Below are 19,457 nucleotides of genomic sequence, written 5' to 3'. Positions count from 1 at the left end.
GATCAGCCTTCCGGAACGAGGAAGATCGCAGCCAGCGGCGGAATGGTGAGGCGCAGCTCGCCGCCCTCGGCATTGACTTCGCCGACATTACCGACATTGCTGCCGCCGTAATGGGCGGAATCGGAGTTGAGCACTTCCTTCCACTTGCCGCCGAAGGGCACGCGAACGCGATAGTTCTGGTAGACGTTGGGCGAGAAGTTGACGATGACGACACACCGCGCATTCTCGTCGAATCCCTTGCGCAGCCAGGCGAAGACGTTGCGGTTGGCATCATCGGTAATCAGCCATTCGAAGCCGGCCTGCTCGCAATCCATCTGGTGCAGCGCCGGAACCGCGCGATAGAGCCGGTTGAGGTCGCGGATCAGGGCCTGGACGCCGGAATGGACCTTGTATTCGAGCAGGTGCCAGTCGAGCGAATGGTCGTGATTCCATTCGCGGCTCTGCGCGATCTCGGCGCCCATGAACAGGAGCTTCTTGCCGGGATGGCCGAACATGAAGCTGTAGTAGGCGCGCAAATTCGCAAAGCGCTGCCACTCGTCGCCGGGCATGCGGCCGAGGATCGAGCGCTTGCCGTGCACGACCTCGTCATGCGACAGCGGCAGGATGAAGTTCTCCGAGAACGCATAGTGCAGGCCGAACAGGATCTCGCCGTGATGATGCTTGCGGTGGATCGGATCCTTGCTGATGTAGTTCAGCGTGTCGTGCATCCAGCCCATGTTCCACTTGTAGCCGAAGCCGAGCCCGCCGAACTCGACCGGGCGCGAGACTTGGGGCCAGGCGGTGGACTCTTCCGCGGCAGTCGTCGCCTGCGGGAAGCGGGCAAACACTTCCGTGTTGAAGCGGCGCAGGAAGTTGATCGCCTCGATGTTCTCCCGCCCGCCATATTGGTTCGGGATCCAGGCGTCGGGCGGCCGGCTGTAGTCGAGATAGAGCATGGAGGCGACCGCATCGACGCGCAGGCCGTCGATGGCGTAACGCTCCATCCAGAACAGCGCATTCGACACCAGGAAGTTCGTCACTTCGGTGCGGCCGTAATTGTAGATCAGCGTGCCCCAGTCGAGGTGGCGGCCCTGGAGCGGGTTGGCGTGCTCGTAGAGCGCGGTGCCGTCGAAATGGCCGAGCCCGTGCGGATCGTCTGGGAAGTGGCCCGGCACCCAGTCGAGCAGCACGCCGATGCCTTCGCGGTGGCAGGCATCGATCAGGGCGGCAAAATCCTCGGGGCTGCCGAAGCGGCTGGTCGGCGCATAGAGGCCGGTCGGCTGATAGCCCCAGGAGCCATCGAACGGATGCTCGTTCACGGGCAGGAATTCGAGATGGGTGAAGCCCATGTCGCGGGCATAGGCCGGCAGCTGCTCGGCCAGCTCGCGATAGGTCAGCCATTCATTGTTGTCCTTGCGCCGCCACGAGCCGAGATGCACCTCGTAGATCGACATCGGCGCCGACAATGCGTTGATGCCTTCGGGCGCCGGGCGCGGTCGCGGCAGGCGCGCCTCGTCGAACACGATCGAAGCCGTCTTCGGCCGCAGCTCGCTGGCAAATGCCATCGGATCTGATTTCAGCGGCAGCAGATGACCATGCGGTCCGACGATCTCGAACTTGTAGTGATCGCCGGCCTTCGCGTGCGGGATGAACAATTCCCAATAACCGTTGCCGCGCACCCGCATCGGATGGCGCCGCCCGTCCCAGAAGTTGAAGTCGCCGACGACGGAGACGCGCCGCGCATTCGGCGCCAGCACCACGAAGCCGATACCGTCGACGCCTTCGAGCCGCATCGGATGCGCGCCGAGCTTGTCGTAGAGGCGCTGATGGGTGCCTTCGCCGAGCAAATAGAGGTCGAAATCGGTCAGGATCGGCGGAAAACGGTAGGCATCCTCGAACTCGACCACGTCGTTGCCGAACTTCGCGCGCAGCTGGTAGTGCTTCGAGCCGTTGGGCAGGGCGCCGATGAACAGGCCGGAATCGTGGACGCGGTCGAGCGGCGCGACCTCGCCGTGGTCGCCGACCGCCTCGACATTGGTGGCCTCGGGCAGAAACGCGCGGACAACGCTCTTTCCGCCCTCGGGATGCAGCCCGAGATAGTGGAAGGGGTCGGAGTGGCGGCCTTCGATGATCGCGTAGGCTTCTGCAGGCAGTTTAGGCATGGGCTTCGCTCTCGGCACTTGACAGAATGCGAAGCAGTCCGGTCAGCGGCGCATGAAGTCCCTCAGGCCGGCGGGACAGCTCGTACTCTACGTCGTGGAACGCTCGATCCAGCAGGAAAAATCTCAACAGGCCTTCCGCGCAGGACCGATCGTCCGGCCACAGCCTCCGATCGGTCATGGCTTCGCGGTAGGCGGACAGGAAGGTCGCGGTGGCGCGCTCGCGCCATTCGGCGAGGGCGGCCGCGAGCCGGTCCTGCTCGTCGGAAGCGCCGGTGGGCGCGCGGCTCAGCGCCACGTTCACAGAAAGGTCGATGGAATGGATCAGGCCGGCGACGTCGCGCGCGGCCGGCGCCTTGCGGCGCTTGTTGGCCAGAGGCACACGCGGATCGCCGTCGAAGTCGATGATGAAGATATCGTCCTTCACGATCAGAGTTTGCCCGAGCCGGAAGTCGCCATGATGACGGATGTTCAACCCGCCCGATCTCGGATGGCAAGAGCGCATTGAGGTGGTCGAACAGGTCGGCGCGTGCGGCGATGAGCCGGTCGATCAGGGGCCGGTCCGTCTCCCGCAGCCCGTCGCGGCTGTCGGCAAGCAGCTCGAGAATCCGCTCGGCCCGCGCCTTGAGGTCGGAGAGCGCAGCCTTGATCTGGGCGGAGTCGATCGGCTCCGGGGCGAGATCGGCGGGCTCTGCCGCGGCGAGAGCGACATGCAGCTCGGCGAGCCGCCGGCCGATCTGCGCGATGAAATGCAGATAGGGCGCCTGCTCCTGGGTCTCGCGCGGCATCTCATCGGCCGGCGCCACGCGCTGCTCGTCGATATAGCGGTCGAGATACCCGGTCGTCACGGTCCAGCCGTCGCCCTGGTTCTCGACATAGGCATGCAGCACGCCGAGCGCGCTGCGCTGGTTGCCGTCGACCAGCTCGACGCTGCCGAGCAGCGCCGGCGTGTTGGCAAAGCGGGCGACCTCGGTGAGATAGTAGCCGATCTCGATCTCAGGGCTGATGCCGCTTTCCAGCCGCCGATAGATCTTGGCAACGTACTTGTTGTCGACCAGCGCGGTGCTGTTCGACTGTTCGATGGCGCGGATGCGTTCGGGCTCCTTGATGGTGTAGTCGGCGAAACGGCTGGTCGCCTTGAACTCGAGCCGCAGATTGTTCTCGTCCACGACCAGGTTTTGCGACAGCCCTCGCAAGAACAGACCGATGAAGATCTGCTCGGTCGCGACGTCGAGGAGCGTGCCTTCGCGTGCGCCCTGGCGGACGGCGGCGAGCGCCTTCGGGTTGAAGCGCTCGCGGTCGAAGCGCACCCATTCGATCTGCATGGGCATCACGTACCGCGTCGTCACCTCGTCGCGCGTCGTCTCGAAGAACGCGATCCAGGGTCTGTTGTCGCCGATGTCGCTGAACGGTACCGCGGAGGTCAGCGTGGTCCGGATGTGCTTGGGATTGTTCTCGGGATACCAGCGCGTCCGCGACAGGAAGCCCGGCAGCACGTCGCGCTCGAACACGCCGCGCTCGCGGGCGAGCGAGACCCAGTTCGAGTTCACCGGCACGACCAGCGTCTCGAACTCCGGCACCGCGCGCGGCACCACCGGCTCGGACTTGTCGCGCTCCAGAAGCTGGAACCAGTAGAAGCCGTACGGCCCCAGCGTGATCATGTAGGGCAGTTCGCCGATGGCGGGGAAGCGCGTGCGGCCGAGCATCTCCTGCGGGATGCGGTCCTTCCACGGCGACAGATCGAGCTCGGTCGCCTGCGCCGCGCGTGACAGATTGGCGACGCAGAGGATCACCTCGTCGCGGTATTGGCGGACATAGGCGAGCACGGCGCGGTTGGCCGGGCGGATGAAGGTCATGCTGCCGCGGCCGAAGGCGAGCGTCGACTTGCGTACCGAGATCAGCCGCTTGGTGGCGCTGAGCAGCGAGGACAGGCTGCGCGACTGCGCCTCGACGTTCACCGATTCATAGCCGTAGACCGGATCCATGATCAGCGGCGCGTAGAGGCGGGCGGGGTCGCAGCGCGAGAAGCCGCCGTTGCGGTCCGGGCTCCATTGCATCGGCGTGCGGACGCCGTTGCGGTCGCCGAGATAGATGTTGTCGCCCATCCCGATCTCGTCGCCGTAATAGATGATCGGCGTGCCCGGGAACGACAGCAGCAGCGAGTTCATCAGCTCGATCTTGCGCCGGTCGTTGTCCATCAGCGGCGCAAGGCGCCGGCGGATGCCCACATTGATGCGCGCGCGGGGATCGTTGGCGTAGGTGGTCCAGAGATAGTCGCGCTCGACGTCGGTGACCATCTCCAGCGTCAGCTCGTCGTGATTGCGCAGGAACAGCGCCCATTGGCAGCTCGCCGGAATGTCGGGCGTCTGGCGCAGGATGTCGGTGATCGGGAAGCGGTCCTCCTGGGCGATCGCCATGTAGATGCGCGGCATCAGCGGGAAGTGATAGGCCATGTGGCACTCGTCGCCACGGCCGAAATATTCCTGCACGTCCTCCGGCCATTGATTGGCCTCGGCCAGCAGCAGCTTGCCCTTGGAATACGCGTCCAGCTCCTGGCGCAGGCGCTTGATGATCGCATGCGTCTCGGGCAGGTTCTCGTTCGAGGTGCCCTCGCGCTCGCACAGATAGGGAATGGCATCTAACCGGAAGCCGTCGACGCCGGCATCGAGCCAGCGCTTCATCACCTGGATGATGGCGCTGACCACGCGCGGATTGTCGAAATTGAGGTCGGGCTGGTGCGAGAAGAAGCGGTGCCAGTAGAACGCGCCGGCCTCCGGATCCCAGGTCCAGTTCGACTTCTCGGTGTCGGTGAAGATGATGCGTGTGCCCTGATATTTCTGGTCGGTGTCGCTCCAGACATACCAGTTGCGCGCGCTCGAGCCCGGATGGCTGCGCCGCGCGCGCTTGAACCATTTGTGCTGGTCCGAGGTGTGGTTGACGACGAGCTCGGTGATGACGCGCAGGCCGCGCTTCTGCGCTTCCTGAATGAAGCGCTTGAAATCCTTCATCGTCCCGAAATCGGGATTGACAGCGCCGTAATCGGCGATGTCATAGCCGTCGTCGCGGCCGGGCGAGGGATAGAACGGCAGCAGCCACAGCGCGGTGACGCCGAGCTCCTGCAGATAGGGCAGCCGCTCGGTCAGCCCGGCGAAGTCGCCGATGCCGTCATTGTTGCTGTCGGCGAAGGCTTTGACGTGGAGCTGGTAGATGATGGCGTCCTTGTACCAGAGCTCATCTACGACCTCGGCAGCCTCAGCCTTCTTGGTATCGACGGAAGACAGAACATTCATGGCGTGACCCCTTACGCCAGGCAGCGGAACAGAAGTGCCGGATCGCGGTCGGGATCGATACGCAACTTGATGCCGCCCCATTCGATGCGTGACTGTTCGCCGGTGAGGAGGTTTTCGAGTGTCGTCACATGGTGACGCCGCCCGCCGGCGTCAACGGTGAGACCGCCGAGCGGCAGCCAGCATTCTCGCTCACGGCGCGACAGCGCGATCACGACGACGACAATGTTGGCCGGATCGGCCGCCTCCTTGGCGAAAGCGATCGTCTCGCCGTCCTCGATGGCGAGGAAGCGCAAATTCGCGGTTTGCTGGAGCGCCGCGTTCTCGTTGCGGATGCGGTTGAGCGCGGCGATGTAGGGTTTGATGTTGCCCGACCTGTCCCAGTCGCGCTGCCTGATCTGGTACTTCTCGGAATCCAGATATTCTTCGCGTCCGGGAATGGCGTCGTGCTCCAGCAGCTCGAATCCGCTGTAGATGCCGTAATTGCCTGAGAGCATTGCCGCCAGTGCGATGCGCGACTTGAAGGCCCAGGCCTCTCCGCTCTGGAGGTGAAAGGGCAACAGGTCAGGCGTGTTGACGAACATGTTCGGACGGTAGAAATCGCGTTCGGGATAGCGCGTCATCTCGCCGAGATATTGCTCCAGCTCCCACTTTTCCGTGCGCCAGGGGAAATAGGTGAAGGACTGCGCGAAGCCGAGCTTGGCCAGGCCCTTCATCAGCTTCGGCCGTGCATAGGTCTTGGAGAACAGGATCACGTCGGGATGACGGCGGCTTATATCGCGGATCAGCCACTCCCAGAACGCGAGCGGCGCGGTGTCGTGATTGTCGATGGCAAAGATGGTCACACCCTTGTCGATCCAGAACAGCATGGCATCGCGAAACGCATTCCACAGCCCGACGCGATCGACCGAATTGAAGTCGGGGATAACGATGTCGGAATAGGGGCCGTCCGCCGTCCGCACCGAACGGTCGGGCCGCCATTTGAACCATTCGGGATGCTGCGTCAGCCAGGGATGATCCGGCGAGCACTGCACCGCGAAGTCCAGCGCAAGCTCGAGCCCGTATTCGAGACAGGTGGCGACCAAGGCGCGGAAGTCCTCGATCGTGCCGAGCTCCGGATGCAGCGCATCGTGGCCGCCCTCGGCTGAGCCGATCGCATAGGGCGAGCCCGGATCGCCTTCACGGGCCATCGGCGCATTGTTGCGGCCCTTGCGGCTGGTCTTGCCGATCGGGTGAATCGGCGTGAAGTAGAGCACGTCAAAGCCCATCGCGGCGATGTCGGGCACGCGCGCGATGCAATCGCGCAGCGTGCCATGCCGGCCCGGCAATGCGCTCTGGCTGCGCGGCATCATCTGATACCAGGTGCTGAAGCGCGCCTTGTCGCGGTCCGCGGTCAGCGGGAAGAATGGCGAACGCGTCAGGTCCGGCCGCGACTGGCTCTCGGCCATGGCTTCGCCGAGCTCGGTTGCGAGCAGCGAGGTGATGTCGCCGTTCTTCAAATAGTCCTCGCACTGCCTGATGATGATAGCTGCGGCGTCCTGCCGCGCGCCATGCGCCTTGGTCAAAAGCCCGGCGCCCTCGATCGCATCGAGGCTGACATCGGCCCCGGTGCGCCGCTTTCGCGCGGCGGCGTGCGACCATGTGGCGAACTCGTCGGTCCAGGCTTCGATCGCGTAGACATATTGGCCGGGCTCGGGGGGCGTGAACGCGCCGGACCAGCGGTCATTGCCGTGATGGGTCATCGGCTCGCTCCGCCATTCGCGCTCCTGCTCTCCTCGCCAGATCAGCGCGGCTGAGATCACGGCCTCACCATCGCGGTAGATGTCGGCCCAGATCTCAACCGGCTCGCCCGCGATCCGCTTCACGGCGAAACGGCCGCCGTCGATCGCGGGATAGACGTCCTCGATCAGGAAAGCGCTGCTGGCCGCGGCACTCTCGACAGTTTGAATTGTCTTGTTCACGGTGATGCCATTGACAAGAAAGCAGGAGCCCGTTTCCCTTGTCGGGAACCCACGCTTGGTACCATGATAGAAAGCCGCTTGTGTGTCATTGGTTCCCTTGGGAACGGCAAGCGCAGTTTGCGAGTTACCCCTGACTAACCTCTTCCGCGATCTCGTTATTCTCGATGCCCCTGGCCAATTAATGGCCTGCAAGCTGCGTGCCGAATGGATCTTTTAGCTCAAGCCCGGATCAAGGGCGTTCAATCCGAATTCATCGATGCCCTCGGCAAGCTGCGGGTCACCGCGCCCGAGGCCCTCAAATCCATCCTCGACGCCCTGCCGGAGAAGCGGGTCTATCGCTTCGTCAGCGGGCCGGTCGTGGTCCGTGCGCTCGGACGCCCGCGCACGGAATTGGCGTCGGTTGGCGCGCCGCCGCTGCAATGGAAAATCGCCGGCAATGGCAATGTGATCGCGGCAGGCGAGACGCGGGAGCCCGTGATCGCCTGGCCCGCGGGCCTGGCGCTCGGGTATCACCGCCTGACGCTGACCGATGCCGAAGGTGTGAGCGAAGACGTGCCGATGATCGTGGCCCCCGAGCGCTGCTTCGGTGGCGATTTCGACCGCGGCTGGCTGCTCGCCGTGCAGCTCTACAGCGTCCGCTCCGACCGCAATTGGGGCATCGGTGATTTCACCGATCTCGCTGGTCTCGTCCGGCTCGCCAAGCAGCTCGGTGCCGACGGCGTCGGGCTCAATCCGCTGCATGTCCTGTTCGACGATCACCCGGCCGATTGCAGCCCCTATTCGCCGAACAGCCGGCTCTTCCTCAACCCGCTCTATATCGACGTCGAGGCTATCCCTGAATTCTCGGCCGACCTCGTGCCCGACGCAGCCGCGACGGCGGCCCGTCTGCGCGAGGGCGATCGCGTCCCTTATGCCGACATGGCGGCGCTGAAATGGCTGGGCCTGCGCGCCGCCTTTAACAGCTTCGTGACAAGCGCGAGCGAGGCGCGTCGCAAGGCGTTTGACGCCTTCCGTGCGGAGCGCGCGCCGCTGTTGTCCCGCTTTGCCTGTTTCGAGGTGCTGCGGCATCGCTTCGCCGGACCCTGGTGGGAATGGCCGCAAGAATGGCAGCAGCCGGACGGGGCGAAATGCGCCGAGCTGCGCAATGGTCCCGACAAGCGCGAGGTCGAGTTCGTCGAATTCGTGCAATGGACGGCCGACAGCCAGCTGCATGCCGCCAAGGCGCTCGCCGGCCAGCTCGGTATGCGGGTCGGGCTCTATCTCGACGTCGCCGTCGGCGTGCAGTCCAACGGCTTCGATGCCTGGAACGAGCAGACGGCGATCTCGCGTCATCTCGCGGTCGGCGCGCCGCCCGACGTGCTCAACACCATCGGCCAGGATTGGGGCCTTGCCGGCTTCAATGCCGGTGGCCTGGAAGCGCAATCCTTCGTCCCGTTCGCCGACATGCTCGCGGCCTCGATGCGCCATGCCGGCGCGATCAGGCTCGATCACGTGCTCGGTCTGAAACGGCTCTATCTCGTGCCGCGCGGCTTCAAGCCCGACAACGGCGCCTATGTGCAGATGCCGTTCGAGGCGCTATTGGCCGCCGTAGCGCGCGAGAGCGCAGCCCACAAATGCATCGTGATCGGCGAGGACCTCGGCACCGTGCCGGAAGGTTTCCGCGAGATGATGCAGGATTTCGGCATCTGGTCCTATCTCGTCATGATGTTCGAGCGCGACGATGCCGGCCATTTCCGCAATGTCGACCATTACCGGCCCAATGCGCTGGTGACGCTGAACACCCATGATCTGTCGACCTATGCCGGCTGGCGCTCCTTCAGCGATCTCAAGATGAAGCGCTCGCTCGGGCTCGATCCCGGCGAGAACGACCAGGCGCGATGGGATGCGCTCGGCGGGCTCGACGAGATCCTGCGCCAGAACGGCATCAGCGCCAACGATCTCTACTCTGTGCTGGCCTTCCTGTCGCGCACGCCCTCCCGGCTGCTCGCGGTGTCGATGGAGGATCTGCTCGGCGTGATCGACCAGCCCAACATTCCCGGCACGATCGACGAGCATCCGAACTGGCGCCAGCGCCTTCCGGTCGCGCTCGACAAGATCGCGTCCAAGATCGATCTCGCAGCTTTGAAGGCTGCGACGCGGGAACGTTCATTGCCCGGCGGGAATTGAACCGCCGGGACTTGCCAGGCGCGCACGACATTGGCTCAGAGGATCGAGGACTATGCGCTGATCGGCGATTGCGAGACCGCGGCGCTGGTCGGGCGCAACGGCTCGATCGACTGGCTGTGCTGGCCCGCCTTCGATTCCGACGCCTGCTTTGCCGCCATCCTCGGCACCCACAAGAATGGCCGCTGGCTGATCGCGCCGAGCGAGAACGCGACCCGCATTTCGCGGCGCTATGTCGGCCATACCCTCGTCCTCGAGACGCGCTTCGAGACGAAGAGCGGCACCGTCGCGCTGATCGATTTCATGCCGCTGCGCGGCAAGGCGTCGGACATCGTGCGGCTGGTCCGCGGCATCCGTGGCACCGTGAAGATGAGGATGGAGCTCGTCATCCGCTTCGGCTTCGGCGCGGATATTCCCTGGGTGCGGCGGATCGACCATTCCTTGATGGCCATCGCCGGCCAGGACATGACGGTGCTGCGCACGCCGGTCGAGACCCGCGGCGAGGATCTGACCACCGTCTCGGACTTCGAGGTGAAGGAAGGCGAGACCGTGCCATTCGTGCTGACTTACGGTCCCTCGCATCTCGACCCGCCTGCGCCGATCGATGCGGAGCTGGCGCTTCAGGAGACCGAAAAATTCTGGGAGGACTGGTGCGGCCATTGCACCCGTGACGGCGACTATCAGGAGCTGGTCCTGCGCTCGCTGATCACGCTGAAGGCGCTGACCTTCGCGCCGACCGGCGGCATCGTCGCGGCACCCACCACCTCCTTGCCGGAGAAGCTCGGAGGCAGCAGGAACTGGGACTATCGCTTCTGCTGGCTGCGCGATGCCACCTTCACGCTGCTGGCGCTGATGAACTCGGGCTACACCGAGGAAGCCCTGGCCTGGCACAATTGGCTGCTGCGCGCCGCGGCCGGCTCGCCCGCGAACATGCAGATCATGTACGGCATCTGGGGCCAGCGGCGCCTCCTGGAATGGGAGGCGGGCTGGCTCGACGGTTACGAGGGTGCGCAGCCGGTGCGCGTCGGCAATGCCGCCCACGCGCAGCTCCAGCTCGATGTTTACGGCGAGTTGATCGACGCCTTCCACCAGTCTCGCATGGCGAGGCTCAAGCTCGACGACGAGACGACCTGGGCGCTGGAATGCGCCGTGCTCAACCATCTGGCCGAAGTCTGGGATCGGCCCGACCACGGCATCTGGGAGCGGCGCGGCCAGCCCAAGCACTATGTGTTCTCCAAGGTGATGACCTGGGTCGCCTTCGACCGCGGCATCAAGAGCGCCGAGACCTTCGGCTTCAAGGCGCCGCTCCTGCACTGGCGCGCGCTACGCGATGCCATCCATCGCGATGTCTGCAACAGGGGATTCGATGCGGAGGAAAATGCGTTCGTCGAGTCCTACGGCTCGAAGATGCTCGACGCCAGCGTGCTGTTGCTGCCCGCCGTCGGCTTCCTGCCGGCGGACGACCCGCGCATCCGCGGCACCATCGCCGCGGCCGAAAAATGCCTGATGCGCGACGGTTTCGTGCTGCGGCACGACCCGCGCGAGCTGCCCCCGGACCAGCCGCCGCTCGAAGGCGCCTTCCTGGCCTGTACCCTATGGCTCGCCGATGCCTATGTGCTGTCGGGCGATCTCGACAAGGCGCAAGTTCTGCTTGACCGCGTAGTCGGCATCGCCAACGACGTCGGGCTACTGGCCGAAGAATACGATTCCGTGGCCCGCCGCCAGACCGGCAATTTCCCGCAGGCCCTGACCCACATCGCGCTGATCAACACGGCGCATAATCTGTCGGCGGCACGGCAAGGCAGCGAGAAGCCGGCGGTGCAGCGGTCGAAGTAGCAAGCGCCGTCAGGCGCTTTTGCCCCCACGAGCACGGTGCGCTCCCTCGCCCGCTTGCGGGAGAGGGTTGGGGAGAGGGTGTCTCCGCAATGGGATAGCCCCCTAGAGGAGAAAGCCCTCACCCGCGCCTTCGGCGCGACCTCTCCCGCAAGCGGGAGAGGTTGCACCGAGCCCGTGGCAATCGATTCAATCTAAGCCATTCCGTTCAGCCAACCCCATTCCGCGTCAAGATCATCTCCATCGCCTCGGCAAAGCCGTCCTGCTCATTGGTCGCAGTGACATGCGTCGCCTCGTCCTTGACGTTGTCGGCGGCGTTGCCCATCGCGATCGAGGTGCCGCTGACGCGGAACATGGCGAGGTCGTTCTGCATGTCGCCGATGGTGGCGACCGCGTCGGTCGAGATGCCCAAGCGCTTGGCCATCGCTTGCACGAATGTGCCCTTGTTGAAGCCCGGCGGGGTGATGTCGAGATAATAGGTCTGCGAGCGCACCGCGGTGGCCTCGCTGCCGAGGGCTTCCTGCATCACCTTCTCGCACGCCTCGAGCCGGGCGGCGTCGGCGCTGGCGCCGACGATCTTGCAAGCGCTGGCAAGGTAGGACGAGAAGTCAGTCACGATCGTCGGATCCGAGCGGATCGTGTGCTGCTCGTGCGCGACGTAGCTGCCGCTGGGATTGTCGATCAGCCATTTGTCGGTGGTGAACAGCCAGATGTCGGCGCCGTAGTCGCGCAGGATCTGCAAGGTGCGTTCGGCCGCGCGCGCGGGAATCAGGTGCTGCTCGACCGCCCGCATCTCGGGATCGACGATCGAGGAGCCGTTAAACGGCCCAACCGGCAGCCACAGCGCCAGCGGCTCGATCAAGAAGCGCATGCCGATCGCCGGACGGCTGGAGGTGATGGTGAAACCAATGCCAGCCTGGTGCAGCCGCTGCACGGCGTTTTTCGCGCGCTCCGTCAGCGTCTTGTCCTTGGTCAGCAGCGTGCCGTCGACGTCGGAGACCACGAGTGAGATTTGGGTCATGGCAGAACCTTGGGTGTTGCGCCGCCCAGTTTGAGCTGCCGCACGATGCCGTCCACGATCGCTTCGACGGTCTCGTCGATCGAGACGATGATGGCGTGCTCGCCCGGCTCCGGCGGCTCCAGCGTCTCGAACTGGCTGGCGAGCAGTCCGGGCGGCATGAAGTGCCCCTTGCGCTGCGCGAGCCGCTCGGCGATCAGCTCCTTCGTGCCCTTCAGGAACACGAAGCGGACGTCGTCGCGTCCGCGCAGCAGCACGTCGCGATAGGCGTGCTTCAGCGCCGAGCAGGCGATGATGACGTGCTCGCCGCGGCCGCAGACCCGCGCGATTTCGTCGGCGATGGCATTCAGCCAGGGCCAGCGGTCTTCGTCGGTGAGAGGATGTCCGGCCCGCATCTTCTCGACATTGCTGGCGGGATGGAAGCTGTCGCCGTCCTCGAAACGCCAGCCGAGGCGCTCGCCGAGCGCCTTCGCGACCGTGCTCTTGCCGGAGCCCGACACGCCCATCACGATCAATGCACAAGGTGCTTCAGCGCGGCCCACGAATGTCCTCCGGAAGCGCGGCCCTGTCGACCAGCCAGACGGTTTCGCCGTTCGAGCGCGCGCGTAAGGCCGGCAGATTCTCGCCATTGCAGAGGCGCGTCAAGATCGGCCGCTTGTCGTGCCCGGCAATCTCGAACAGCATTTCGCGGCAGGAGGCCAAGACGGGCAGGGTGAGCGAGACCCGCGGCACGAACGGCGCGACGTTCGCCTTGGGCACGCCGACGACCCAGCGTCGGGTCTCCTCGATCTCGGGGTAACCGGGAAACAGCGAGGCGGTGTGGCCGTCCGGTCCTGCGCCCATCAGGACGAGATCGAACAGCGGACGTGCCGGATCGAGCTGGTCTCCAGCATAGAAGGCCTGCAGCTCGCGCGCATAGGCTTCCGCAGCGGCATCGGGATTTTCGGCTGTGGTCGGGATCGGGTGAATATGGCCGGCGGGCGCATGGCGGTCGAGAAAGGTCGCGCGCGCGACCGCCATGTTGTTGAGGGGATCGCTTTCGGGCACGAAGCGTTCGTCGCCGATGAACCAGTGCACGCGCTCCCACGGAATCCTGCCGCGCCAGGCCTCGCTGCCGAGCAACTGATACAGCTTCCTCGGGCTGGAGCCGCCGGTGAGGCAGATCGCGATCCGGCCGGGATTGGCTGCGATCCGCGCCATCACGCGTTCAGCCGCGGCGCGGGCGAGAGCTTCGGCATCGGCCTCGATGATCAGCTTCGGCTGCTCGGCCGGAGCCATCACGAGTACTTCCGCCAGCTTCGGCCGTCGCGCCGGAGCAGCTCGTCGGCGCAGGCAGGGCCGTCGCTGCCGGCTTCATAGGTTTCGATGCCGTTGCTGCCCGCGCTCTTCCAGGCGTCCAGGAACGGCTGCACCGCCTGCCAGCCGGCCTCGATGCCGTCGGCGCGCTGGAACAGGATGTTGTCGCCGATCATGCAGTCGTAGATCAGCGTCTCATAGCCGGTCGAGGGATCGGCGCGAAAATAGTCGCCATAGCGGAACTTCATCTCGACGCCGTCGATGGTGATGCTCGGCCCCGGGATCTTGGCGTTGAACTGCAGCTCGATGGTCTCAGTCGGGGCGATGCCGATGGTGAGGAAGTTCTGAGACAGGCGGTCGACGTCCGTACCCGAAAACATCGACAGCGGCGCCTGCTTGAACTTGATCGCGACTTCGGTGCGCTTGTGGCCGAGCGCCTTGCCGGTGCGCAAGTAGAACGGCACGCCGGCCCAGCGCCAATTGTCGATCATCAGCTTGAGCGCAACAAAGGTCTCGGTGGTGCTGTCTGGCTTGACGTCCGCGGTCTTGCGATAGTCCGTGATCTCGTCGTCGCCGCTGCGACCCGCGAGATATTGCGCGCGCACCGAATTCTTCAGTGCGTCCTCCCGGCTGGGCAGCTGGATCGATGTCAGCACGTCCGCCTTCTCGGAACGCACAGAGTGCGCATCGAAGCGGGCGGGAGGCTCCATCGCGACCAGCGACATCAGCTGGAACAGGTGGTTCGGCACCATGTCGCGCAGCGCGCCCGTGGCATCATAGAAGCCGCCGCGGTGGCCGACCCCGAGCTTCTCTTCCACGGTGATCTGGATGTGGTCGATATGGTTGCGATTCCAGATCGGCTCGAACATGCCGTTGGCAAAGCGCAGCACCAGGATGTTCTGCACCGTTTCCTTGCCGAGATAATGATCGATCCGGTAGATCTGGTGCTCGTCCATGATCTTCAAGAGTTCGGCATTCAGCGCGCGGGCCGAGGCGAGGTCGGTGCCGAACGGCTTTTCGATCACGAGCCGCCGCCAGGCGCCGTTCTCCTTCATCATGCCGGTGCGGCCGAGCTCCCGCGCGGTCGGCGCGAACGCGGCCGGCGGGGTTGCCAGATAGAACAGCCGGTTGCCGCCGGTGTCCTGCGCGCATTCCAGCGAATCCAGATGATCGCGCAAGCGATCGAAGGAGGGCGGATCCTTTGCGTCGGCCTCGACGAAGGTCACGCATTCCAAAAGCCTCGTCGCGATGTCGTCGTCCACCGGGCGCGTCGCGAATTGCCGCAAGCCCTTCAGCAGGCTGTCGCGCAGCTCCTCATCCGACTGGCCCCTGCGGGCCACGCCGACGACGCAGAATTTTTCCGGCAAAAGATGCTCGGCCGCCAGGTTGTAGAGTGAGGGCATCACCAGGCGATGGGTGAGATCGCCGGTGACGCCGAAGATGACGAAGGCGCAATTTTCCGGCTTGCGCTTTGGCTGCGGGTCTTTTGTCACGAATGGTCGGCCTTCGCTTGGTTTACGCGTTACTTCGGCTTCGCCGCGCCCGGCTGCGTCGGCTCCTTGTGCCCGCCGAACCCTGCACGCATCGCCGAGAGAATTTTTTCGGCGAAGGTGTGTTCCTTGCGGGAACGGAAACGTGTGTAGAGCGCCGCGGTCAAAACCTCGGCTGGCACGGCCTCGTCGACCGCGGCATTCACGGTCCAGCGGCCTTCGCCGGAATCCTCCACGAAGCCGGAATATTCCGACAGTTGCGGACTGTCGGCGAGGGCGGTCGAGGTGAGGTCGAGCAGCCAGGACGGAATCACGCTGCCGCGCCGCCACACTTCGGCGATGTCGGCGAGATCGAAATCGTAGCGATGATCCGCCGGCAAAGCCTCGATATTGGCATTCCTGAGGATGTCGAAACCTTCGGCATAGGCCTGCATCAGGCCGTATTCGATGCCGTTGTGGATCATCTTGACGAAATGGCCGGCGCCGACGGGCCCGGCGTGGATGTAGCCTTGCTCGACGCGGGGATCGCGGCCCTCGCGCCCCGGCGTGCGCGGAATGTCGCCGGCGCCCGGCGCGAGCGCCGCGAAGATCGGATCGAGCCGGTCGACCACCTGCTTCTCGCCGCCGATCATCATGCAGTAACCGCGGTCGAGCCCCCACACGCCCCCGGAGGTGCCGACGTCGACATAATGGATGCCGCGCGCCTTCAGCGCCTTGCCGCGGCGGACGTCGTCCTGCCAGAAGGTGTTGCCGCCGTCGATGATGACGTCGCCTTCCTGCATCACGCCGGCGATTGTCTCGATCGTGGTCTCGGTGATGCGTCCTGCCGGCAGCATCACCCAGGCCGTGCGCGGCCGCTCCAGCTTGGCGACGAACTCTTCCAGCGTCGCCGAGCCGACCGCGCCGTCGGCGGCAAGGCCAGCGACGGCCTTGGCGTCCTTGTCGTAGACCACCGTCGAATGCCCGTGGCGCATCAGGCGGCGAACGATGTTGCCGCCCATTCGGCCGAGGCCGATCATGCCGAGTTGCATCTGCGTTATTCCTTTAGTTCAGCGCGTCGTTGAGCGCTGCATTGAGCGCGGCGAGGCCTTTCTTGAGCCCACCCTTCAGGTGCACCCGCAGCGCACGCCGGCCGCGTTCCGTCAGCACGTCGAAATCGCCGCGCGCCTGCGCCGCCTTGATCACGCCGAAGCTCGCCTTCTGCCCCGGTACGGGCAGATCCTTGGCGTCATCGGCGGTGATCTGGAGGAAGATGCCGCTGTCGGGCCCGCCCTTGTAGGCCTGTCCCGTCGAGTGCAGGAAGCGCGGGCCGAACTCGGCGCAGGTCGCGACATGCCGCTTCTCGCGCACCTCTAAGCGCATGGCCTGAAGCGCGTCGATCGTGGCCTTGTCGCGCGCGATGTAGCCGAGCAGGGCGACGTAGTCTCCGTCGCTGGATCGCGACAGATGCGCCTTCAGCCAGGAGCCGAGATCGCCATTGGCGCCGGCGGCGCGCAGCGCCGTGGCATTGGCCTCGTCGGTGTAGAGATCGGCGTCCTTGGTGCTGACCACCGGCTCTTCCGCCGGCAGCTTGCCGGTCTTCTCGAACGCGGCGGTGAGCTCGCGGGTCTTGATTTTCGCGGCCTCCACGTCCGGCTGGTCGAACGGGTTGATGCCGAGAATGCTGCCGGCCACGGCGGTCGCCATCTCGAAGCGGAAGAATTCCTGGCCGAGATGCTCGATCGACTTCATGACGATGCGCACCACGGGGTGACCCGCCGCCTGGATCGCGGCAAGCTGGGAATCGTGTGCGGCGTCCGCTTCGCCTTCGACACGGATGTCGATGAAGAAGCGGTCGTTGCCGTAGACGGAGGGATCGCCCAGCGGCTCGCCCTCGATCGGGATCAGGCCCTTGCCCTCCTTGCCGGTCGATTCCGCGATCAGCTGCTCGGCCCAGGCGCCGAAATCGGCGATCTTCTTCGACGCCAGGATCGTCACCTTGTCGCGGCCTTCGAGTCCCGCGAGACCCATGGCAAGGCCGAGCTGCACGCCCGGGTTTTCGGACGGCGGCACATCGGGGCCACAGGAGCGGGCCATCGCCAGCGCATGCTTGACGAAGCTCTTGACGTCGATGCCCGCGGTCGCCGCCGGCACCAGCCCGAACGGCGAGAGCACCGAATAGCGTCCGCCGATCGAGGGCTCGCCATGGAAGATGCGGGCGTAATGAAGGCTCTTCGCCGCCTTCTCCAGCGACGAGCCGGGGTCGGTCACCGCGATGAAGCGATGCCCGGTCTTCACCTTTGCACCCACCGCCTTGGCAACCTGCTCGTGGAAATAGTCCTTCATCGCGTTCGGCTCGGTGGTGCCGCCGGACTTGCTGGAGACGATGAAGACGGTGTTGGCGATGTCGATCTTCGCCTCCATCGCCCGCACCTGCGCCGGATCGGTGGAGTCGAGCACGTGCAGCTTGGGGAAGCCGGGCTTCTTGCCGAAGGTCTCCGCCAGCACCTCGGGGCCGAGGCTGGAGCCGCCCATGCCGAGCACGACGGCGTCGGAGAATTTCTGGCCCTTCACGCGGCCCGCATAGTCCTCGTAATCGGCAATGTCGGCCTTGGCTGGACTGTCGAGCCAGCCGAGCCATTTGTCCTCGTCCGCACCGGTCCAGACCGACTTGTCGCGCTGCCACAGCCTGCGGATCTTGGCCGACGCCCGCCATTCCTCCGTGGTCTTGGCCAGCGCCTTGCCGAGCGCCTCGCCCAGCGAGAGCTGCTGGCGGTCGAGTGCGGGCCCGAGCACGACCGCCCGCTTGTGGGCGACGGCGCCGTAGAGCTTGTCGGCGGCATCCGCAAACAGCTTGACGCCGTCCTTGACCAGCTCCTCGGCGATCGCATCGAGCGAGATGCCGGAGCGCTCCAGCTCGTCCAACACGCGCTTGGCGTCCTCGACGTTCTCCTCCAGGCTGTCGCGCGGCTTGCCGTGGTCGCGGAACGCATCCAGCGTTGCCGGCGGCACGGTGTTGATGGTGTCGGGGCCGATCAGCTCCTCGACATAGAGGACGTCGCTATAGTCCTTGTTCTTGGTGCCGGTGGAGGCCCACAGCATGCGCTGCGGCTTGGCGCCCTTGGCGGCGAGCTTCTCCCAGCGGGGGCCTGCGAACAGGCGCTTGTAGTCCTGGTAGGCGAGCTTGGCATTGGCGATCGCCACCTTGCCCTTGAGCGCGGCGAGCCGCTCCTTCTCGGACGGATCGTTGGCACGGGCGATCTTCTCGTCCAGCTGCTTGTCGACCACCGAATCGATCCGGCTGACGAAGAAGCTGGCGACGCTGGCCACATGCGACGGATCGCCGCCGCCGGCGACGTAGGTCTCGAGACCGGCGATGTAGGCCTCGGCCACCTCGAGATAGACGGCCTTGGAGAACAGCAGCGTGATGTTGATGCTGATGCCTTCGCTGATCAGCTGCTCGATCGCCGGCAGGCCCTCCGGCGTCGCCGGCACCTTCACCATCAGGTTCTTGCGACCGACGTCCTTCCAGAGCCGCCGCGCCTCCGCGACCGTGCCTGACGTGTCCATGGCGAGATAGGGCGAGACCTCCAGGCTGACATAGCCGTCGCCGCCCTTGAGGCGGTCATAGACCGGGCGCAGCACGTCGGCGGCGTTCTGGATGTCCTCGATCGCGACGGCCTCGAACAGGCCGGCCACGGTGCGGTCGCCGCGCTTCAGCGCCTTGCCGATCGGGGCGTCGTATTCGTCCGAGCTGCCGATCGCCTTCTCGAAGATCGACGGGTTGGAGGTGACGCCCTTGACGCCGTCGGTGTCGATCAGCCGCTTCAGGTCGCCCTTGGCGATGAAGCCGCGGGCCAGGAAGTCGAGCCAGACCGCCTGTCCGTGCTTTTCCAGTTCTTTGACGGGATTCATGATGCTTATTATCTCCAAGCCTGCGGACGAGGGTTTTCGCGAAGGTCTGTCGCGCTATCCTCTAGCCTACATGCACCCGGGAGGGAACCAATCAAGGGTGCAGGAGTCATACCCTCCAGTGTAACTCCGTCGCGATCATGGCGATCCAGACGGGCAGCTTACTGTTGCGTAAAGGTCGTTCACCATCCGGCCGATCTGAGCGCTTCGCTGCCCAGCGGGCATGTCGTCGTCATCCACTCCTTCGCATCCGCGCTTTCCCGTATCGACAATGAATTTCTGCCACGGGGTTCGATAGCGGAGATCTTGCTCGAAGATTGCCGCGGTCACGAAATGATCGTGCTGAGGCCGACGCCGGACATGCGAAGAGCTCCGCAGCA

The 19,457-nt window shown here is 65.1% G+C and carries 10 protein-coding genes and 1 pseudogene; 2 read left to right on the top strand and 9 right to left on the bottom strand.

Annotated elements, in window-relative coordinates; all coding sequences use genetic code 11:
* Positions 1–2: 2 nt before the first annotated feature.
* The 3 genes and pseudogenes from glgB to ABIA40_RS21690 form a co-directional block, all read right to left on the bottom strand.
* Complete coding sequence (glgB, locus tag ABIA40_RS21700; RefSeq protein ID WP_404543189.1) at positions 3–2,141, bottom strand: 1,4-alpha-glucan branching protein GlgB; 2,139 nt, start codon at positions 2,139–2,141, stop codon at positions 3–5.
* Positions 2,134–5,428 (bottom strand): annotated as a pseudogene (gene treS, locus ABIA40_RS21695) (maltose alpha-D-glucosyltransferase). The gene glgB and the pseudogene treS overlap by 8 nt, the downstream one beginning before the upstream one ends.
* Positions 5,429–5,439: 11 nt before the next feature.
* On the bottom strand, positions 5,440–7,386 hold the full coding sequence (locus tag ABIA40_RS21690) for a maltotransferase domain-containing protein (RefSeq protein WP_404543187.1): 1,947 nt from the start codon (positions 7,384–7,386) through the stop codon (positions 5,440–5,442).
* Between the two features lie 204 nt (positions 7,387–7,590).
* Here ABIA40_RS21690 and malQ point away from each other — a divergent pair, with 204 nt between their 5' ends.
* Positions 7,591–9,552: a 4-alpha-glucanotransferase gene (gene malQ / locus ABIA40_RS21685; RefSeq protein WP_404543185.1), complete on the top strand. Its 1,962-nt coding sequence runs from the start codon at positions 7,591–7,593 to the stop codon at positions 9,550–9,552.
* Between the two features lie 30 nt (positions 9,553–9,582).
* Entirely contained in the window at positions 9,583–11,385 is a 1,803-nt protein-coding gene (locus ABIA40_RS21680; protein WP_275497062.1) for a glycoside hydrolase family 15 protein, read from the top strand.
* Positions 11,386–11,590: 205 nt separating this feature from the next.
* Here the strand turns inward: ABIA40_RS21680 and ABIA40_RS21675 are convergent, their stop codons facing one another.
* The 6 genes from ABIA40_RS21675 to ABIA40_RS21650 are packed head-to-tail and all read right to left on the bottom strand — an operon-like array spanning position 11,591 to position 19,080.
* The gene (locus tag ABIA40_RS21675) at positions 11,591–12,403 is read right to left on the bottom strand and encodes an HAD family hydrolase (RefSeq protein WP_404543184.1); all 813 of its coding nucleotides are present in this window, start codon (positions 12,401–12,403) and stop codon (positions 11,591–11,593) included.
* Positions 12,400–12,906 (bottom strand): gluconokinase, encoded by a 507-nt coding sequence (locus tag ABIA40_RS21670; RefSeq protein WP_404546297.1) that lies wholly within the window; start codon positions 12,904–12,906, stop codon positions 12,400–12,402. Before ABIA40_RS21670 ends, ABIA40_RS21675 begins: the two co-directional genes overlap by 4 nt.
* Positions 12,907–12,928: 22 nt before the next feature.
* Positions 12,929–13,678, bottom strand: a complete 750-nt coding sequence (gene pgl / locus ABIA40_RS21665; protein WP_404546295.1) for a 6-phosphogluconolactonase — start codon at positions 13,676–13,678, stop codon at positions 12,929–12,931.
* Entirely contained in the window at positions 13,678–15,189 is a 1,512-nt protein-coding gene (zwf, locus tag ABIA40_RS21660) for a glucose-6-phosphate dehydrogenase (protein ID WP_275508610.1), read from the bottom strand. Before zwf ends, pgl begins: the two co-directional genes overlap by 1 nt.
* A gap of 29 nt (positions 15,190–15,218) precedes the next feature.
* The gene (gene gnd / locus ABIA40_RS21655) at positions 15,219–16,217 is read right to left on the bottom strand and encodes a phosphogluconate dehydrogenase (NAD(+)-dependent, decarboxylating) (RefSeq protein WP_057026081.1); all 999 of its coding nucleotides are present in this window, start codon (positions 16,215–16,217) and stop codon (positions 15,219–15,221) included.
* A 13-nt stretch (positions 16,218–16,230) separates the two neighbouring features.
* Complete coding sequence (locus tag ABIA40_RS21650) at positions 16,231–19,080, bottom strand: bifunctional transaldolase/phosoglucose isomerase (protein WP_404543182.1); 2,850 nt, start codon at positions 19,078–19,080, stop codon at positions 16,231–16,233.
* Between the last annotated feature and the right edge of the window lie 377 nt (positions 19,081–19,457).

This window comes from Bradyrhizobium sp. USDA 223, assembly GCF_044909005.1.
In the GTDB taxonomy this organism is placed as follows: Bacteria; Pseudomonadota; Alphaproteobacteria; order Rhizobiales; family Xanthobacteraceae; genus Bradyrhizobium; species Bradyrhizobium yuanmingense.
This window is presented reverse-complemented; position numbering and strand designations above follow the sequence as displayed.

What these genes read in the sequence shown, in the direction of transcription:
- glgB (WP_404543189.1), bottom strand. Translation starts at nt 2,141, where the DNA reads ATGCCTAAACTGCCTGCAGAAGCCTACGCGATCATCGAAGGCCGCCAC.
- ABIA40_RS21675 (WP_404543184.1), bottom strand. Translation starts at nt 12,403, where the DNA reads ATGACCCAAATCTCACTCGTGGTCTCCGACGTCGACGGCACGCTGCTG.
- ABIA40_RS21650 (WP_404543182.1), bottom strand. Translation starts at nt 19,080, where the DNA reads ATGAATCCCGTCAAAGAACTGGAAAAGCACGGACAGGCGGTCTGGCTC.
- gnd (WP_057026081.1), bottom strand. Translation starts at nt 16,217, where the DNA reads ATGCAACTCGGCATGATCGGCCTCGGCCGAATGGGCGGCAACATCGTT.
- ABIA40_RS21670 (WP_404546297.1), bottom strand. Translation starts at nt 12,906, where the DNA reads ATGGGCGTGTCGGGCTCCGGCAAGAGCACGGTCGCGAAGGCGCTCGGC.
- malQ (WP_404543185.1), top strand. Translation starts at nt 7,591, where the DNA reads ATGGATCTTTTAGCTCAAGCCCGGATCAAGGGCGTTCAATCCGAATTC.
- pgl (WP_404546295.1), bottom strand. Translation starts at nt 13,678, where the DNA reads ATGGCTCCGGCCGAGCAGCCGAAGCTGATCATCGAGGCCGATGCCGAA.